Source organism: Streptomyces sp. NPDC045778 (assembly GCF_056431945.1).
The window spans coordinates 125,253-140,859 of the sequence record NZ_JBWKJZ010000023.1; the positions used below are offsets into that span (position 1 = coordinate 125,253).

At 72.8% G+C, this 15,607-nt stretch carries 15 protein-coding genes and 1 riboswitch; of the genes, 12 read left to right on the forward strand and 3 right to left on the reverse strand.

Annotation, left to right across the window (positions count from 1 at the left end):
* Nucleotides 1-6: 6 nt before the first annotated feature.
* Nucleotides 7-1,230 carry an MFS transporter gene (locus tag AC07GB_RS27235; RefSeq protein ID WP_478849835.1) on the reverse strand — a complete coding sequence of 408 codons (1,224 nt, stop codon included), beginning with the start codon at nt 1,228-1,230 and terminating at the stop codon, nt 7-9.
* Nucleotides 1,231-1,388: 158 nt separating this feature from the next.
* Between AC07GB_RS27235 and AC07GB_RS27240 the strand changes: the two genes are divergently transcribed.
* Nucleotides 1,389-2,561, forward strand: a complete 1,173-nt coding sequence (locus tag AC07GB_RS27240) for an ROK family transcriptional regulator (RefSeq protein ID WP_478849837.1) — start codon at nt 1,389-1,391, stop codon at nt 2,559-2,561.
* A gap of 129 nt (nt 2,562-2,690) precedes the next feature.
* On the opposite strand, the gene AC07GB_RS27245 is transcribed toward AC07GB_RS27240, so the two are convergent.
* On the reverse strand, nt 2,691-5,048 hold the full coding sequence (locus AC07GB_RS27245) for a chitinase C-terminal domain-containing protein (protein ID WP_478849839.1): 2,358 nt from the start codon (nt 5,046-5,048) through the stop codon (nt 2,691-2,693).
* 321 nt (nt 5,049-5,369) lie between these two features.
* Nucleotides 5,370-5,500: riboswitch (FMN riboswitch) on the forward strand.
* A 186-nt stretch (nt 5,501-5,686) separates the two neighbouring features.
* Here AC07GB_RS27245 and ribD point away from each other — a divergent pair.
* The 10 genes from ribD (at nt 5,687) to AC07GB_RS27295 (ending at nt 14,258) form a co-directional block, all read left to right on the forward strand.
* Nucleotides 5,687-6,769: a bifunctional diaminohydroxyphosphoribosylaminopyrimidine deaminase/5-amino-6-(5-phosphoribosylamino)uracil reductase RibD gene (gene ribD / locus AC07GB_RS27250; RefSeq protein WP_478849909.1), complete on the forward strand. Its 1,083-nt coding sequence runs from the start codon at nt 5,687-5,689 to the stop codon at nt 6,767-6,769.
* Nucleotides 6,770-6,771: 2 nt separating this feature from the next.
* Nucleotides 6,772-7,386, forward strand: a complete 615-nt coding sequence (locus AC07GB_RS27255) for a riboflavin synthase (RefSeq protein WP_478849841.1) — start codon at nt 6,772-6,774, stop codon at nt 7,384-7,386.
* The gene (locus AC07GB_RS27260) at nt 7,383-8,048 is read left to right on the forward strand and encodes a nicotinamide mononucleotide transporter family protein (RefSeq protein ID WP_478849843.1); all 666 of its coding nucleotides are present in this window, start codon (nt 7,383-7,385) and stop codon (nt 8,046-8,048) included. Before AC07GB_RS27255 ends, AC07GB_RS27260 begins: the two co-directional genes overlap by 4 nt.
* Nucleotides 8,045-9,373 carry a bifunctional 3,4-dihydroxy-2-butanone-4-phosphate synthase/GTP cyclohydrolase II gene (locus AC07GB_RS27265; RefSeq protein WP_478849845.1) on the forward strand — a complete coding sequence of 443 codons (1,329 nt, stop codon included), beginning with the start codon at nt 8,045-8,047 and terminating at the stop codon, nt 9,371-9,373. The genes AC07GB_RS27260 and AC07GB_RS27265 overlap by 4 nt, the downstream gene beginning before the upstream one ends.
* Nucleotides 9,374-9,416: 43 nt before the next feature.
* The gene (ribH, locus tag AC07GB_RS27270; RefSeq protein WP_478849847.1) at nt 9,417-9,902 is read left to right on the forward strand and encodes a 6,7-dimethyl-8-ribityllumazine synthase; all 486 of its coding nucleotides are present in this window, start codon (nt 9,417-9,419) and stop codon (nt 9,900-9,902) included.
* A gap of 35 nt (nt 9,903-9,937) precedes the next feature.
* The gene (locus tag AC07GB_RS27275; protein ID WP_030674739.1) at nt 9,938-10,210 is read left to right on the forward strand and encodes a phosphoribosyl-ATP diphosphatase; all 273 of its coding nucleotides are present in this window, start codon (nt 9,938-9,940) and stop codon (nt 10,208-10,210) included.
* Between the two features lie 117 nt (nt 10,211-10,327).
* On the forward strand, nt 10,328-11,176 hold the full coding sequence (gene hisG / locus AC07GB_RS27280) for an ATP phosphoribosyltransferase (RefSeq protein WP_478849849.1): 849 nt from the start codon (nt 10,328-10,330) through the stop codon (nt 11,174-11,176).
* Nucleotides 11,177-11,196: 20 nt separating this feature from the next.
* On the forward strand, nt 11,197-11,649 hold the full coding sequence (locus AC07GB_RS27285) for a PH domain-containing protein (RefSeq protein ID WP_478849851.1): 453 nt from the start codon (nt 11,197-11,199) through the stop codon (nt 11,647-11,649).
* Nucleotides 11,650-11,847: 198 nt separating this feature from the next.
* Nucleotides 11,848-13,200 carry a hemolysin family protein gene (locus AC07GB_RS27290; RefSeq protein ID WP_478849853.1) on the forward strand — a complete coding sequence of 451 codons (1,353 nt, stop codon included), beginning with the start codon at nt 11,848-11,850 and terminating at the stop codon, nt 13,198-13,200.
* The gene (locus AC07GB_RS27295) at nt 13,197-14,258 is read left to right on the forward strand and encodes a hemolysin family protein (protein WP_478849854.1); all 1,062 of its coding nucleotides are present in this window, start codon (nt 13,197-13,199) and stop codon (nt 14,256-14,258) included. Before AC07GB_RS27290 ends, AC07GB_RS27295 begins: the two co-directional genes overlap by 4 nt.
* An 86-nt stretch (nt 14,259-14,344) precedes the next feature.
* On the opposite strand, the gene AC07GB_RS27300 is transcribed toward AC07GB_RS27295, so the two are convergent.
* Nucleotides 14,345-15,016, reverse strand: a complete 672-nt coding sequence (locus AC07GB_RS27300; protein ID WP_478849856.1) for a response regulator — start codon at nt 15,014-15,016, stop codon at nt 14,345-14,347.
* Between the two features lie 417 nt (nt 15,017-15,433).
* Between AC07GB_RS27300 and AC07GB_RS27305 the strand changes: the two genes are divergently transcribed.
* A complete protein-coding gene (locus AC07GB_RS27305; protein ID WP_478849858.1) occupies nt 15,434-15,601 on the forward strand; it encodes a hypothetical protein in 168 nt (55 codons plus the stop codon).
* The last annotated feature ends 6 nt before the right edge of the window (nt 15,602-15,607 follow it).

Below are 15,607 nucleotides of genomic sequence, written 5' to 3' on the forward strand. Positions count from 1 at the left end.
GCCGCCTCAGCCCTTGCGGTCCACCGCCTCGGCCTGGGGGGCGGGCGCCTGCGCGGGCGCCCGCCCGGCCGTGCGCAGCACCCCCGCGCACACCATGAGCCCGCACGCGAGCACGGTGACCAGGCTGAAGGAGACGACCAGGCTCGTGGCGTCGGCGAGCGTGCCGATCGCCGACGGCGCGATCAGGCTGGAGGTGTAGGTGATGGTGGCGACGCCCGCGATGGCCTGGCTGGGGTTGGGGCCGCTGCGCCCCGCCGCGGCGAACGCAAGCGGCACGACGACGGCGATGCCGAGGCCCATCAGCGCGAAGCCGGTCATGGCCAGGGCCGCGTGTGGCGCCGTCACCACGCACAGGCCGCCGACCGCGGCCAGCAGCCCGCCGACCCGCACCGTGCGCACCGCGCCGAAACGGTCGACCACCTTGTCGCCCACGAGGCGGGCGACGGCCATCGTCAGCGTGAAGCCGGTGGTGCAGGCCGCGGCCAGACCGGCCGACGAGTCGAGCACGTCCTTGAGGTACACCGCCGACCAGTCGAGGCTGGCACCCTCGGCGAACACCGCGCAGAACCCCACCGCGCCGATGAGCAGCGCCGACTTCGGCGGCAGGGCGAAGCGCGGCGGCGGGTCGTCGTCCGGGGCCGCGCCCAGTTCGAGCACGCCCTGACAGGCGATCAGGCCTGCCGTGGTCAGTACGGCCGCCGCGAGGGCGTGGTGCACCCGGGCGTCCGCGCCCAGGTGCGCCGCGACCGTGCCGCCCGCCGAGCCGATCAGGGCGCCGACGCTCCACATGCCGTGCAGGCCCGACATGATGGACTTCTCCATGCGGTTCTCGATCTCGACGCCGAGCGCGTTCATCGCGACGTCCGCCATCCCCGACGTCGCGCCGTACACGAAGAGCGCCGCGCACAGCGTCGGCAGGTTCGGCGCGAGCGCGGGGAGCGTGAGCGCGAGCGTCCACAGGGCGAGCAGCGCCCGCAGCGCCGTCCGCACGCCGAAGCGATGGCTCAGCCAGCCCGCGAGGGGCATCGCGAGGGACGCGCCGATCGCGGGGAAGGCCAGCGCGAGGCCGAGCATGCCGGCGCTGACGTCGGCGTGGTCCTGGATCCACGGCACCCGGGTCGCGAACGACCCGGCGACCGAGCCGTGCACGCAGAAGATGACCGCGACCGCGAGCCGCGCCCGGCTCAACTGCGGCTTGCTGTAAACCACTTGGCTCTGCCCCTCACTCATCCGCTCCACCCCTCCACGGTCCCCTCCGGGACCGCCGCAGTAAACTATCAGGAACCCTGCCTGATAGAAGAGGGTCAGGGAGCCGAATATCGCGCTATCGCGCGCACCGCGGACGCCGCCCGGGCGGACCGGCGCGAGCGCTGTGGAAGGATCCGGCCATGCCCGCATCACCGAGCACCGCTCGGGCCATCAACGACCGGCTCGCGCTGCGTCTCCTGCAAAGCGAAGGCCCCTTGACGGCAGGGCAGTTGAAGCAGCTCACGGGCCTGTCGCGGCCCTCCGTCGCCGACCTCGTGGAGCGCCTTCGGGAGGCCGGTCTGATCGCGGTCGTCGGCGAGGCGGGGGAGCGGCGCCGGGGTCCGAACGCACGCCTGTACGGCCTGGTCGCCGACCGCGCCCATCTGGCCGCGCTCGACGTGCGCACCGAGAGCGTCACCGTCGTCGTCGCCGACCTGCTGGGCACGCCCCTCGCCGAGGACTCGCTCCCGATGGGCGACGGCACGGGCACCGGGCGTGCCGTCGAGCGGGCCGTCGCCCTCGTCGAGCGCACCGCGGCCGCGGCCGGCGCCCCGCGTCTGCACACCGTCGGCGTGGGCGCCCCGGGCCTGATCGACCCCGCCACCGGCGACCTGCGCGACTCGGCGGGCCTGCCCGCCTGGCACCGCCGCCTGGTGACCGCCCTGACGGACCGGCTCCCCGCGCGCGTCCTGGTGGAGAACGAGACCAATCTCGCCGCCCGCGCCGAGCAGCGCGACGGCGCCGCGCACGACCGCGACACCTTCGTGCTCCTGTGGCTCGGCGCGGGCACGGGCGCGGCCGTCGTCCTGGACGGCGCGCTGCGCCGGGGCGCGTCGGGCGGCACCGGCGAGATCGGCTTCCTGCCGGTGCCCGGCACCGCGGGGCTGCCCTCGGCGACCGCCTGCGACGGCGGCTTCCACTCGCTCGCCGGGTCGGGCGCGGTGGCCGACCTGGCCGCCGACCACGGCCTGAAGGCGGACCCCGAGCCGGGCGAGATGCCCGCCGCGGCGCTGGTGCGGCATGCCGTGGAGACGGGGCACGCGCCGTTCCTCGACGCCCTCGCCGACCGGGTGGCCATCGGCGCCGCCTCCGTCGCGGCGGTGCTCGACCCCGGGTGCGTGGTGCTCGGCGGCGAGCTGGGGCAGGCGGGCGGCGCGGACCTCGCCGACCGGGTCGCGCCGCGCGTGGCGGCGATGTCGCCGCTGCGCACGGAGGTCAGGGCCAGCGCGCTCGGCGGCGCCGCGGTGCTGCGGGGCGCGCTGCTGACCGCCCGGGACGCGGCGCAGGAGGAGCTGTTCACGACCGGGGCGTGACGCCGGGCACCCCGGCCCGCGGGGAGGCATGCGGGCCGGGGTGAGGTGGCGGCCCGGCGGCGGGGCAAGGGCGTGTCTTCCCGCCGCCGGGCGTCAGGGGAGGGGCACCGGGTGCCCCGGGCCGGAGCGTCAGCAGGCTCCCAGGTCCTGCCAGACGCCCCACTGGCCGGTGGTGCCGGGCTCGTCGCCCTTCGTCCACCACTTGGCCTTCCAGGTGTGCGACTTGTGGGACACGGTGGTCCCTGAGCCGTACTCCGCCGTCGCGCTCCACGCGGTCGGCGCGCACTTGCCGGGCGGGTCCGTCGGGCCGGGCGGGTCGGTCGGGCCGGGGCCGGTGCCGGGCTCGACCACCGTCGTGCCGCGCGCCAGGTCACCGGCGAGCGCGTACGTCGTACCGCCGATGTTCACCGTCCAGTTCGACGGCGTCGAGACCGGCAGGTAGTAGTTGAACGACAGGTCCACGGACGCGCCGGGCGCGAGGGTCTGCCAGGCGGGCAGCTTCAGCGAGACGCGGTGGAAGTCGCCCTTCAGACCGCCCGCGTTGGACCCGGTGTGGCCGCTGCTGATCACCTTGGTGCCGAAGCCGGACTGGTCGGAGGCGTTGGCGGGGGCCGAGGTGGAGTAGTCGAACTGGAACTCCGTGCCGCCGGGCAGCGTCGTCTTCGTGTGGTTGGTGATCTTCAGCTTGGGCGTGATCGGGTAGTTGGAGTCGCCGAGCTTGAAGTCGCCGAACTCCACGCCGATGTCCACGGCCTTGGCGGGCAGGTCCTTGCCCGCGACCTTCGCGCCGTAGGGGGACGCCGACTTGAAGGCGTCGTACATCGTCGTGGTGAGCGTGTCGCCGATCTCGTACTGGCCCTTGGCGGCGTTCCAGGAGTAGTCACCGGCCAGCTCCCACACCATGGTGCCGCCGATGCCCTTGTCGACCACGTAGTCGGCCTTGGCCTTCACGGACTGCTCGTCCTCGGTGGACAGGAACACCTTCTTCTCGGCGTTCCACAGCCAGGGCGCGACCAGCTTCGCGTCGTACTTGCGGGCGTAGGTGCCGGTGAGCTTGGTGTCGGCGCGGAAGCCGTACTCGGTCACGTAGTCCCCGACGACGCCCTTCTCCAGGTTCTTCGCGTGCCACATCGGGTTCGAGCCCGCCGGGGACTCCTTGCCGTTGTCGTCCTTGTCGTGCCACAGGTTGTCGATGCCGACCGCGCCGTCACCGCACTTGGTGAGCCCGGAGCCGGCCGGGCAGTCCGTCGTGGCCGCCTTGCCCCACAGGCCGTCCGTGCCGCCCTGTACGTTCTTGAAGCCACGCGTGTAGTACGGAAGGCCGATGTTGATGCGTCCCGCGGGCATCGAGCCGCGGAAGTAGTGGTACGCCCAGTCGGTGTTGAGGTAGCCGATGCCGCCGTACTGCTGGCTGCCGTAGACGCCCGCCGCGGCCAGCTCGCTGTCCTTGCCGTCGTCGTAGAGCGAGGCGTTCGGGCCGACGTGCTCGTTCCAGGCGCCGTGCAGGTCGTACGACATGATGTTGACGTAGTCCAGGTACTTCTGGACCTGGAAGGTCTCCATGCCGCGCAGCAGATAGCCGGAGGAGGGCGCGGCGACGGTCAGCAGGTAGTGCCTGCCGTCGGCGGCACCGGCCTTGTCGAGCTTCTCGCGCAGCGTCTTCATCAGCGCCGCGTAGCCCTTGACCAGGCCCGCGCGGCGGCCGTTGGCGAGCTGCCAGTCGAGCGGGTTGCCCGCGTCCTTCATCGTCGTCGGGTACTCGTAGTCGATGTCGACGCCGTTGAAGCCGTACTTCCTGATGAATTCGACGGTCGAGTCGGCGAAGGTGTTGACGCCCGCCTGGTTCACCGAGCCGTCGGCGTTGGTGGCCATCGAGTAGAAGCCGCCGGAGTTCACGCGCTTGCCGTCGTCGCCGAAGTAGCCGCCGGTCTCGGCCCAACCGCCCACGGAGACCAGGGTCTTCACGTTCGGGTGCTTCTTCTTGAACTTGTTCAGGAGGTTGAAGTGGCCCTTGTAGGAGAAGCCGGGGTCCATCTCGGCGCCCGCGACGCCCGGCCACGTCATGCCGGTGGCGGCGTTCTTCTCGCCGTCGGAGCCGACGGAGATCTTGTTGTCCTTGCCGACGTGCGCGAAGGCGTAGTTGAGGTGGGTGACCTTGTCCCAGGGGATGTCGGACGCGAGGTAGGCGGGCTCGCCGTTCTTGCCGGTGCGCCAGCCGGTGAAGTAGCCGATGACGCGGCGCTGGTGGTCCGCGCCCATCTTCTCGCGGCCGGCGGTGTCGTAGACGGAACAGTAGGGGACGTCGACGCCGGGGGTCTTGTGGAGGCCGTCGGGTCTGCACGACTCGTGGGCCACGGGGTCCGCGGCCTGGGACGTCGTCGCGGCGAGCGTGCTCAGGAGCAGTCCGGCGACGGCGGCGCCGGTGGCCAGGAGCGTGGTTCTCGCGCTGGTTCTCGCGGTGGTTCTCGCGCGGGTGGGGGTGGGCACGTTGTTCCTCCTGGGGAGGCTCGGTGTCGCACAACGGACGGGGACGTCGGCCCACGATGTGCGCACACCGGGCGGGCCTTTCCGCAGAGTGACGCAGACGTTAAAAGGACTAGACCAGAGCGTCAATAGGTATGGACCAACCCTGTTACGGAGGGGGATACGCCATTTCCGGACGGGCGGTCGGCGGAATCCGGTCAGAACGGGGCGACGTGATCCGGCCGGGCCGGATCGCGGGCGGCGCGGCGCCCGCTGTGATCCAGCCCACAGAAGGCGGCCCGCACGGCCGCTGCCGGGCGTGGCACACTGGCTGCGTACCAAAAGCAGCGCACTCCGGGGTCGGTGTAATTCCGAACCGGCGGTTACAGTCCGCGACCCGGTCACCTCCAGTGGCCGGTTGACCAGGTGAAACTCCTGGACCGACGGTGAAAGTCCGGATGGGAGGCAGTGCGCGGCGAGCGGGCACGTCTCTGCGTGTCGCGCCGCCGTAGTGGCTTGTTCCCGACAGGGGACAGGTCCCTTCCGGCGTCCGCGGCCCCGTGTGCTCCCGCTCGCTCCTTGTCGTCGTCATCGACGCGCCCCGGAGTCCGTGCCCGAAGAGGCAGGAGGACCCGGTGGCCACCCAGGCCGAAGCAGCCGCCATGCGGCACGCGCTCGCACTCGCCGTGCGCGGACTCGGCTTCACCAGCCCCAACCCGGTCGTCGGCTGCGTCATCCTCGACGCCGCCGGACGCACCGTCGGCGAGGGCTACCACCAGCGCGCGGGCGGCCCGCACGCCGAGGTCCACGCCCTGCGCGCGGCGGGCGACAAGGCCCGTGGCGCCACCGCCGTCGTCACCCTCGAACCCTGCAACCACACCGGCCGCACCGGCCCCTGCGCCCAGGCCCTCGTCGACGCCGGGATCGCCCGCGTCGTCTACGCGGTCGGCGACCCGAACCCGCAGGCCACGGGCGGCGCGGCCACCCTGCGCGCGGCCGGCGTGGACGTCGAGGCGGGCCTGCTCACCGCCGAGGGCGAGGAGGCCAACGCCGCCTGGCTGACCTCCGTGCGCCTCGGCCGCCCCCATGTCACCTGGAAGTACGCCGCCACGCTCGACGGCCGCACCGCCGCCGCCGACGGCACCAGCCGCTGGCTCACCTCCGCCGCGTCCCGTGCCGACGTCCACCGGCTGCGCGCCGAGTGCGACGCCGTCGTGGTCGGCTCCGGCACCCAGCGCGCGGACGACCCGCACCTCGCCGTGCGCGGCGTCGAGGGCGCCCGGCAGCCGCTGCGGGTCGTGGTCGACACCCACGGCACCGCCGTGCGCCCCGGCGCCCGCGTCCTGGACGACGCGGCCCCCACGCTGATCGCGGTGGCCGCAGACGCTGACGCCGACGCCGCCGCCGACGCCGCGCCGCGCCCCTCCGGCGCCGAGACGGTGCGCCTGCCGCGCGCCGCCGGCGGCCTGGACATCACCGCCCTGCTCGCCGCGCTGCACGCCCGCGACGTGCGTTCCGTGCTGCTCGAAGGCGGCGCCACGCTCGCGGGCGCCTTCGTCGCCGCGGGCGCCGTCGACCGCGTCATCGGCTACTTCGCGCCCGCCCTGCTCGGCGCGGGCCCCGCCGCCCTCAGCGGCGGCGGAATCACCACCGTCACCGAAGCGTTGCGGCTCGACATGACCGAAGCCGTCCGCGTCGGACCCGACCTGCGGATCACCGCAACCCTCGTATCGAAGGAGCACTGAGCGTGTTCACCGGAATCGTCGAAGAGCTGGGCGAAGTCACCGCCGTCGAGACCCTGGCCGACGCGTCCCGCTTCCGTCTGCGCGGTCCCGTCGTCACCGACGGCGCGAAGCACGGCGACTCCATCGCCGTCAACGGCGTGTGTCTCACCGTCGTCGACCACGAGGGCGACGAGTTCACCGCCGACGTGATGGCCGAGACGCTGAACCGCTCCAGCCTCGGCGCCCTCGCGCCCGGCTCGAAGGTCAACCTGGAGCGCCCCACCGCCGTGGGCGCCCGCCTCGGCGGCCACATCGTGCAGGGCCACGTGGACGGCACGGGCACCGTCCTCGACCGCAAGGCCTCCGAGAACTGGGAGATCGTCAAGGTCTCCCTGCCCGCCGACCTCGCCCGCTACGTGGTCGAGAAGGGCTCCATCACCGTCGACGGGGTCAGCCTGACCGTCGTCGACGCCGGGCCCGACTACTTCACCGTCAGCCTCATCCCCACGACGCTCGCGCTCACCACGCTCGGCGTCAAGCAGGCCGGCGACCCCGTCAACCTCGAGGTCGACGTCATCGCCAAGTACGTGGAGCGCCTGCTCGGCACCCGCTCCCAGAGTGAGGAGCCCACGCGATGAACCACTTCGACTGGCTCAACGCCGAGGCCTTCACCGCCTTCGGCCAGCACATCATGTGGTCCGACATGGTCGGCAACAGCGTCGGCCTGATCGCCCTCGCGCTCGGCTGGCGCCGCTCGATCTGGACCTGGCCCGCCCAGTTCCTGTCCGGTGTGATCCTCGTGGCCGCGTACGCCTCCGCGCAGCTCTCCGGCGGTGTCGGCAAGCAACTCCTCGTCATCGGCGTCGCGGTGTGGGGCTGGCGCCAGTGGACCCGCGGCACCCAGAAGGCGCAGGACGGCTCCATCGCCGTGCGCTTCGCCACCTGGAAGGAGCGCGGGCTGCTCCTCGGCGGCACCGCCGCCGGCACCCTCGCGGTCGGCGCCCTGTTCTCCGCCGTGCCCGACCTCTCCTGGAACCCCTGGCCCGACGCCTACATTTTCGTCGGCACCCTCGCCGCGATGGTCGCCCAGGCGCGCGGCCTGGTCGAGTTCTGGTTCGCCTGGCTGCTCGTCGACGTCGTGGGGGTGCCGCTCGCGTTCTCCAGCGGGCTCGCCTTCTCCGGCCTCGTGTACGTCGTCTACCTCGCCCTGGTGCTGTGGGGCCTGCGCGACTGGTGGCTGCGCTCCCGCCGCGCCGCCGCCCCGCAGCCGCAGCCCGTCATCGAAGGAGCCCCGGCATGACCACCCACACGCCTTCCGCCGCCCCCGATGACGCCGGGCCGGTGCACCCCTTCTACTACACGACCGACAACTCCGAGGACCTCTGCCTCGACCCCGTCGAGCTGGCCGTCCGGGACATCGCCGCGGGCCGCCCCGTCGTGGTCGTCGACGACGAGGACCGGGAGAACGAGGGCGACCTCGTCGTCGCCGCCGAGAAGGCCACCCCCGAGATCGTCGCCTTCATGATGACCGAGTGCCGCGGCCTGATCTGCGCCCCCATGGAGGGCGACGAGCTGGACCGCCTCGACCTGCCGCAGATGGTCACGGACAACACCGAATCGATGCGGACGGCCTTCACCGTGACCGTCGACGCGGGCCCCGCGCACGGCGTGACCACCGGCATCTCCGCCGCCGACCGTGCCACCACCCTCCAGATGCTCGCCGGCGGCAAGGCCAAGGCCGGCGATTTCGTCCGCCCCGGCCACATCTTCCCGCTGCGCGCCAAGGAGGGCGGCGTCCTCGCCCGCAACGGCCACACCGAGGCGGCCATCGACCTGGCCCGGCTCGCGGGCCTGCGCCCGGCCGGTGCCATCTGCGAGATCGCCGGCGAGGACGGGCGCATGCTGCGCCTGCCCCAGCTGATCCCCTTCGCACGGAAGCACGGACTGACCATCATCTCCATCGAGGACCTGATCGACTACCGGCGCTCCGCCGAGCCCACCGTGCGCCGCGAGGCCGAGGTCCGGCTGCCCACGGCCTTCGGCGAGTTCACCGCGTACGGCTACCGCTCCACCGCCGACGGCGTCGAGCACGTGGCGCTCGTCCACGGCGACATCCAGGACGGCGAGGACGTCCTGGTGCGCGTCCACTCCGAGTGCCTGACCGGCGACGTCTTCCACTCCCTTCGCTGCGACTGCGGCCCCCAGCTCCAGGAGTCCATGCGGCGCATCGCCGCCGCGGGGCGCGGCGTCGTGGTCTACCTCCGCGGCCACGAGGGCCGCGGCATCGGCCTGATGTCCAAGCTGCGCGCGTACGAGCTCCAGGAGCGCGGCAGCGACACCCTGGACGCCAACCTGGAGCTGGGCCTGCCCGCCGACGCCCGGGACTACGGCGCGGGCGCCCAGATCCTCGACGACCTCGGCGTGCGCAGCCTGCGCCTGCTGACGAACAACCCCGACAAGACCGAGGCGCTCGCCCGCCACGGCCTCAAGGTCATCGCGCGCGAGCCCATGCCGGTCACCGCGGGCGAACACAACCTGCGCTACCTGCGCACCAAGCGCGACCGCATGGGCCACGACCTGCCCTGGCTCGACGCCACGGACATGTCCGCCTGCGGCAATCAGTGACTCGCTCCACCACCGTCCACCCCACCACCCCTAGGAGAAGCGCGTGAGCGGCAAGGGTGCCCCCGAACTGAGCGTGAAGAACTGCGGTGACCTGCGCGTCGCCGTCATCGCCGCCCTGTGGCACGAGAAGGTCATGGACGGCCTCGTCGACGGCGCGCTGCGCGCCCTGCACGAACTGGGCATCGACGAGCCGACCCTGCTGCGCGTGCCCGGCAGCTTCGAGCTGCCCGTCGTCGCCAAGGTCCTCGCGGGCCGCGGCTACGACGCGATCGTCGCCCTGGGCGTCGTGATCCGCGGGGGCACCCCGCACTTCGAGTACGTGTGCCAGGGCGTCACCCAGGGCCTCACCCAGGTGTCCGTCGACACCGGTGTGCCGATCGGCTTCGGCGTACTGACCTGCGACACCGACGAGCAGGCCCTGGACCGCGCGGGCCTGGAGGGCTCCACCGAGGACAAGGGGCACGAGGCGGTCACGGCCGCCGTCGCGACGGCCGCCACCCTGCGGACCGTCTCGGAGCCCTGGCGCTGAGGGGCGCCCCGCGGGCGCGTAGAGTAAGCGACATCATGTCCAAGAAGACTTTCGAGGAGCTGTTCACCGAGCTCCAGCACAAGGCAGCCCACGGCGATCCGGCCACCTCCCGCACTGCGGAACTGGTGGACAAGGGCGTCCATGCCATCGGCAAGAAGGTCGTCGAGGAGGCCGCCGAGGTGTGGATGGCCGCCGAGTACGAGGGCAAGGAAGCCGCCGCCGAGGAGATCTCGCAGCTCCTGTACCACGTCCAGGTGATGATGGTCGCCCGCGGCATCTCCCTCAGCGACGTGTACGCCCATCTCTAAAACGAGCGTTCTATCCGGGCGCGCGAAAGGTTCGCTGCCCCCGCTCGCACGCAGGCTCCCGTAAGTCCTCGTACGTTCCCGCAAGTCCCGCACCGTCACGCAAAGGAATCCGACCTCATGCTGCGCATCGCCGTCCCCAACAAGGGTTCACTGTCCGGACCTGCGTCGGCGATGCTCCATGAGGCCGGATACCAGCAGCGCCGCGAGTCCAAGGAACTCGTCATCGTCGACCCCGGGAACGAGGTCGAGTTCTTCTACCTGCGCCCGCGCGACATCGCCATCTACGTCTCGTCCGGCAAGCTCGACATCGGCATCACCGGCCGCGACCTGCTGGTCGACTCCGGCGCCAACGCCGAGGAGATCCTGCCGCTCGGCTTCGCCCGCTCCACCTTCCGCTTCGCCGCCAAGCCGGGCACCGCGCACGGCCTCGCGGACCTCGCGGGCCGCACCGTCGCCACCTCCTACGAGGGCATCGTCGGCAAGCACCTGGCCGACAACGGCGTCGACGCCTCCGTCATCCACCTCGACGGCGCCGTCGAGACCGCCATCGAACTGGGCGTCGCCCAGGTGATCGCGGACGTCGTGGAGACCGGCACCAGCCTGCGCAACGCGGGCCTGGAGGTGTTCGGCGAGCCGATCATGAAGTCCGAGGCCGTGGTCATCCGGCGCACCGGCGCCGAGGGCGACGACCCCAAGGTGCAGCAGTTCCTGCGCCGCCTCCAGGGCGTCCTGGTCGCCCGTACGTACGTGATGATGGACTACGACTGCCGCGCCGAGCACCTGGAGCAGGCCGTGGCCCTCACCCCCGGCCTGGAGTCGCCGACCATCTCCCCGCTGCACAACGAGGGCTGGGTCGCCGTCCGCTCCATGGTCCCCACCAAGGACGCCCAGCGGGTCATGGACGACCTGTACGCCATCGGCGCGCGCGCCATCCTGACCACGGCGATCCACGCCTGCCGCCTGTGACCGGACAGGGAAACACCGTCATGCCAGAGTCCTCCGCCCCGCCCGCGCTCCCGGTCACCTTCCGGCCCGGGCGCACCCGGGCCGTGCTGCTCGCCGCCGCCGCCGCGATCTTCGCGGTCCTGGTGGTGATCGCGGTGATCCTGCCCGACCTCAACCCGGGCGAACGCATCAGCTTCGTCTTCACCGGCGCGCTGCTCGCCGGCGCCCTCGTGCTGCTCAGCAGGCCCAAGGTGGTCGCCGACGAGTCGGGCGTGACCGTCGTCAACATCGCGACCCGGCGCCGCCTCGCCTGGGCAGAGATCGTCCAGGTCAACCTGCGCCCCGGCGACCCGTGGGTGTTCCTCAACCTCACCGACGGCACCAGCCTGCCCGCCCTCGGCATCCAGCCGGGCATCGCCAAGCAGCAGGCCATCAGCGACGCCCGGGCGCTGCGCGCCCTCGCCGACGCGCGGTCGGGCAGCGAGCACGGCTGACCTCAGCGGGGGGTCTTGATTAACCTGGTGGCGGGGCCGGCCCGGTGTGCCGCCCCGCCCCTGCCGGGCCCGCGGCCCCCAGGGGCTCCTGCTACCCGAGGAGTGACTCCCTCCGGCGATGGACGGATCGTCCTGTAGTACCTGCGCCGCCCCCTCCCGACATACCGGGACCCGCGCACCGGGCGAGGCGGCGGCATCATGACCATCCCCCTGCTGCTCCTCGGAGCGGCCCTCCTGCTGATCCTCGCCAACGGCTTCTTCGTCGCGGCCGAGTTCGGCCTCGTCACCGTCGAGCGGCCCGACGCCGAGAAGGCGGCGGCCGACGGCGACCGCCGTGCCCGCAGGGTCGTCAGCTCCCTGAAGGAGCTGTCCTTCCAGCTGTCGGGCACCCAGCTCGGCATCACCCTCACCTCCCTCGTCGTCGGCATGCTCGCCGAACCGGCCCTCGCGCACCTGCTCGCGGGCCCGTTCACCTCCGTGGGCCTGCCCGAAGCGGCGGTTCCCGGCGTGTCCGTGGCCGTCGGCATGCTCCTCGCGTCCGCCGTGCAGATGGTGATCGGCGAACTCGTGCCGAAGAACTGGGCGGTGTCGCGGCCGCTCCAGGTGGCCCGGTTCGTCGCGGGCCCGCAGCATGCCTTCGCGCGCCTGTTCCGACCGGTGATCGCCGCCCTGAACGCCGTCGCCAACCGGCTCGTACGCGCGCTCGGCGTCGAGCCCACCGAGGAGCTGGCCTCCGCCCGCACCCCCGGCGAACTGGTGTCGCTCGCCCGGCACTCGGCCCGTGCCGGGGCCCTGGAGCAGGACACCGCCGACCTGTTCGTGCGCACCCTGTCCCTCGGCGAGCTGACCGCGCAGCACGTGCTGACACCGCGCGTGAAGGTCAGCGCGCTCCAGTCGACCGCGACCGCCGAGGACGTGGTCAACCTGACCCGCGCCACCGGCCTGTCCCGCTTCCCCGTCTACCGCGAGCGGATCGACGAGATCGTCGGCGTGGTCCATCTCAAGGACGCCCTCGCCGTGCCCGGGCACGCGCGCCTTCGCACACCCGTCAGCCGCATCGCCAAGGCGCCGCTGCTCGTGCCCGAGACGCTGCCCGTGCAGCCCCTCCTGGAGCGGCTGCGCAGCGAGCAGCCGATGGCCGTCGTCGTCGACGAGTACGGCGGCACGGCCGGAGTCGTCACCCTGGAGGACATCGTCGAGGAACTCGTCGGCGAGGTCCGCGACGAGCACGACCGCCAGGACCTGCCCGAACTCGCCGCCGCTCCGCCCGAGGACGGCCGCCCCGCCTGGGACGCCGACGGCGGCTGCCGCGTCGACACGCTCCAGCGCATAGGACTCGACGTCCCCGAGGGGCCGTACGAGACGGTGGCCGGGCTCGTCGCCGACCTGCTCGGGCGCATCCCGGCGCCCGGCGACCGGGCCGAACTCCCGGGCTGGCGGCTCGCGGTGCGCCAGGTCGGGCACTACCGCGCCGAGCGCGTGCGGCTCGTGAGGACCGCGGGCGCCCGGCCCGCGGGAGACGGCAGGGCCGTCGCGGAGGCGGTGCGATGAGCGCCCTCCAACTCCTCTTCGCCCTGCTGCTCGTGCTCGCCAACGGCTTCTTCGTGGGGGCCGAGTTCGCGCTCGTCTCCGTACGCCGCAGCCAGATCGAGCCGCTCGGCACGGTCCGGGCCCGACGGGTCCTGTACGGCCTGGAGCACCTGCCGCAGATGATGGCCGCGGCCCAGTTCGGCATCACCGTCTGCTCGCTGACGCTCGGCGCGGTCGCCGAGCCGACCGTGGCGCGCCTCCTGGAGCCGCTGTTCGAGGCGGCCCACCTGCCGGGGGGCGTGATCCACCCCCTCGGGTACGTGATCGCCCTTGCGGTGGTCGTCTTCCTGCACCTCGTCGTCGGCGAGATGGTCCCGAAGAACCTCGCGATGGCGGCGCCGGAGCGGACCGCGCTCTGGCTCGGCCCGGGCCTGGTCGCCTTCGCCCGCCTGTGCCGCCCGGTCACGGCCGCGCTCGGCGCCTGTGCCCGGGTGATCCTGCGGCTGTTCAGGGTCGAGCCCAAGGACGAGGTCGAGGCGGTCTTCACCAGCGTGCAGCTGGGCCGCCTGGTGGAGGACGCGGGCCAGGCCGGGCTGCTCGACCCGCAGGAGCAGGAACGCCTGGAGGACGCCCTGGAGCTGGGCTCGCGCCCGGTCACCGACGTCCTGCTCGACAGCGCGTCCCTGGTCACCGTCGGCCCGACGGTCACCCCGGACCAGGTCGTCGACCTCACCGCCCGCACCGGCTACTCCCGCTTCCCCGTCCGCGCGGAGAGCGGCGCCTTCATGGGCTATCTGCACGTCAAGGACGTCCTCGACCTGGAGGACACCGACCGTGCGGTGCCGCAGCACGTCTGGCACCAGATGACGACGCTGCGGGCCGAACTGCCCCTGGACGACGCCCTGTCGGTGATGCGGCACGCCGCGACGCACCTGGCGCAGGTCGCCGACCCCTGCGGCCGGATCCTCGGCCTCGTCGCCCTTGAGGACGTCCTGGAACTCCTGGTCGGCGAGGTCAGGGACCCGGCCCACCGGGTGACTGTGCCCCGTATGGCTCGGGGGAGGGAGCTGGTGGGCTGACACGGACGGGACGCACCTTGGAGCGCCGGACGGGCAGTATGCAGCCCGTCCGGCGTTCGAGGACGAGCGCGCAGCGCGAAAACCGTTCAGGCCCCCTGCCCAAGGCCCGCGTCGCGAGCCCGCACGATGGCCGTGGAGCGGTCGGCGACCTGGAGCTTCACGAAGATCGCCGAGACGTGGTTGCTGATGGTCTTCGGCGCCAGCTGGAGTCTGCGGGCGATCGCCGGGTTGGCCAGGCCCGCGGCGATCAGGTCGAGCACCTCCAGCTCGCGCGCCGTCAGCTCGGGGAAGGGCGAGCGCGCCGCGGCGTCCCGCGGCCGGGCCATCCACTCGGCCACGCGGCGGGCGATGCGCGGCCCGAAGATGGCCTCCCCCGCGGCCACGCAGCGGACCGCGCGGACGATCTCGTCCTGCGCGGCGCCCTTGAGGATGTAGCCGCGGGCGCCCGCCCGCATCGCCGCGAAGACCGACTCGTCGTCCTCGAACATCGTCAGGACGAGCACCGCCGTGTCCGGCGCGGACGCGAGCACCTCCCGGGTCGCGCTGACCCCGTCCAGGTCCGGCATCTCCAGGTCGATGACGAGCACCCGGGGCCGGTGGAGCAGCGTCTCGCGCACGGCGGCGCGCCCGCCCGCGGCCTCGCCGACCACTCTGATGCCGTCGATGGACCCGAGCAGTGCCCGCAGGCCCCCGCGGACCACGGGGTGGTCGTCGGCCAGGATCACGGTCAGCTCACTGGTGTCGGCGGACGTCGTCAAGGCGCGGCTCCCCACGGCGGCGGTGCGGTCGTTCCACGACAAGGCAAGCGGCGGTGCTTCCCGCCATGTCTACCCATCGTGGCGCACGCCGGACCCTCCGTCCTGGGCGCGGGCACCCGAATCGGCCGGGAGGACTTCCCGGTACGGCAAGGAGCGAGGGCCCTGACCCGAAGGGCACGCCCGAGGCCATGCTGAGCGGGCGAACGGGGGGCGGCCGGGCCCGTGGCAGCGGGCCCGGCCGAAGACGAAGCCCCGCAGAGCCGATGACCAGGCCCCGGAACGGAGGCACACCCGATGCGCCGGACACCTCCCCGCGGGGCACCGCCCTTGAGCCCGCCGGCCCGCGCGTGCGCGGCCCGGCACGTGCTCGTACCCACGAGCCGCACGTCAGGGACTGCGAGGACAAGGAGAACGGCAATGCGCGACACACTCAAGGCAGTTGGCGTGGCGACCCTTGCCGCGGCGGCCCTCTGCGCCGGTTTCGCCGGGGCGACAGCGCAGGCCGCGGCGGGGGGAGGTGGTGCGGTCACGAGGGTGGTGGCCGCGGGTGAGTACGTCCACCACGCGTGGACACGGATCCTGTAGGGCTGA

Bases quoted from the DNA above. Each gene is read 5' to 3' on its own strand.
- AC07GB_RS27235 (WP_478849835.1), bottom strand. From the start codon at position 1,230: ATGAGTGAGGGGCAGAGCCAAGTGGTTTACAGCAAGCCGCAGTTGAGC.
- AC07GB_RS27240 (WP_478849837.1), top strand. From the start codon at position 1,389: ATGCCCGCATCACCGAGCACCGCTCGGGCCATCAACGACCGGCTCGCG.
- ribD (WP_478849909.1), top strand. From the start codon at position 5,687: ATGCGGCACGCGCTCGCACTCGCCGTGCGCGGACTCGGCTTCACCAGC.
- AC07GB_RS27260 (WP_478849843.1), top strand. From the start codon at position 7,383: ATGAACCACTTCGACTGGCTCAACGCCGAGGCCTTCACCGCCTTCGGC.
- AC07GB_RS27265 (WP_478849845.1), top strand. From the start codon at position 8,045: ATGACCACCCACACGCCTTCCGCCGCCCCCGATGACGCCGGGCCGGTG.
- AC07GB_RS27275 (WP_030674739.1), top strand. From the start codon at position 9,938: ATGTCCAAGAAGACTTTCGAGGAGCTGTTCACCGAGCTCCAGCACAAG.
- hisG (WP_478849849.1), top strand. From the start codon at position 10,328: ATGCTGCGCATCGCCGTCCCCAACAAGGGTTCACTGTCCGGACCTGCG.
- AC07GB_RS27285 (WP_478849851.1), top strand. From the start codon at position 11,197: ATGCCAGAGTCCTCCGCCCCGCCCGCGCTCCCGGTCACCTTCCGGCCC.
- AC07GB_RS27290 (WP_478849853.1), top strand. From the start codon at position 11,848: ATGACCATCCCCCTGCTGCTCCTCGGAGCGGCCCTCCTGCTGATCCTC.
- AC07GB_RS27295 (WP_478849854.1), top strand. From the start codon at position 13,197: ATGAGCGCCCTCCAACTCCTCTTCGCCCTGCTGCTCGTGCTCGCCAAC.
- AC07GB_RS27305 (WP_478849858.1), top strand. From the start codon at position 15,434: ATGCGCGACACACTCAAGGCAGTTGGCGTGGCGACCCTTGCCGCGGCG.